This is a genomic window from Rhizobacter sp. P3_B12 (assembly GCF_056402895.1).
Map to the genome: position 1 here is coordinate 1 of NZ_JBFUGN010001500.1, position 981 is coordinate 981.

2 protein-coding genes are annotated in these 981 nt (G+C 74.4%); both read right to left on the minus strand.

The window, feature by feature from the left end; translation table 11 throughout:
- Window positions 1-373: toll/interleukin-1 receptor domain-containing protein (locus tag AC1D01_RS36435; protein WP_477874645.1), on the minus strand; the 373-nt coding region annotated here is incomplete at its 3' end.
- Window positions 370-981, minus strand: a 612-nt coding sequence (locus tag AC1D01_RS36440) for a hypothetical protein (protein ID WP_477874647.1), incomplete at its 5' end; no start/stop codon positions are given. The genes AC1D01_RS36440 and AC1D01_RS36435, both read right to left, overlap by 4 nt.

Genomic DNA, 981 nt, shown 5'->3' on the forward strand with positions numbered 1-981 from the left:
GCGCCAGCACGCGGCCCTCGCCGTGCAGGCGCTTGAACTCGATGATCTCGCGGTTGACCCACGGCGAGCGCGCCGCATCCGGCGAGCAGACGACGATCAGCCAGCGGCTGGCCGCGAGCGCCTCCTGCACGCTCGCCTTCAGGTCGGCACCGGCGTTCAGCTCGTCGCGGTCGCGGAACAGCGGCGACAGGCGCGCCGGCACCGGCCCGTGCGGCGTCGCGCGGCCGACCAGCCGGCGCGGCACGCGGTACGTCTCCAGTTGCCGCTGCAGCCCGCGCGCCACGGCCTTGTCGTGGTGGCTGTAGCTGATGAACGCCCAGTACCGGGGCGAAGGATCTGTCGTCGAGCGGGCCGGCGTGTCCACGGCGCTCATCGCCGCGCGTCCCTCAGGTGCGCCAGCATCGCATCGAGGCCGCGCCGGTCGCAGCGCTGCTCCACCGGGCCGCCGGCACGCGGCCACAGCAGCCGCGGGCGCTGGCGCGGCCGGGTCGACAGGTGCAGCACCGGGATGCGGCGGCGGAAGGCTTCGTCGACCACGTCAGCCGTGCCGCCGGTGCCGCGCGACGGTGCGCCGTCCCACAGCGCGAGYAGCACGTCGGCCTGGTCCAGCAGCGCATGGCCGGCGCGCAGGTAGCTGCGCCCGGCAACGCCCAGCGGCCCACGCAGCTCGGTGATGCGCGCCGCATCGCCCAGCAGCGCGCGGTACTCGCGGCGCGACGCGCTGTTGCGGAAGCCGCTCGCGTACTCGTCGCGCGGGCGCGGCAGCACCGCGTGCAGCGTGTAGCCCACCCGCAGGCCGAGCCGCGCGAGGTGGCGGTCGCTGCCCTCGGCCAGGTTGGACAGCAGCACCGGCTCGATGCAGCGCGATGCGCTCGCCAGGTGGGCAAGCAGCGGCTCGATCTGCGGCGTGATCAGGTCCAGCTGGTGTTGTGAAATGCGATTCAATCGATGCCCCGTGACACCGACGTGCAGGCCCCTCGC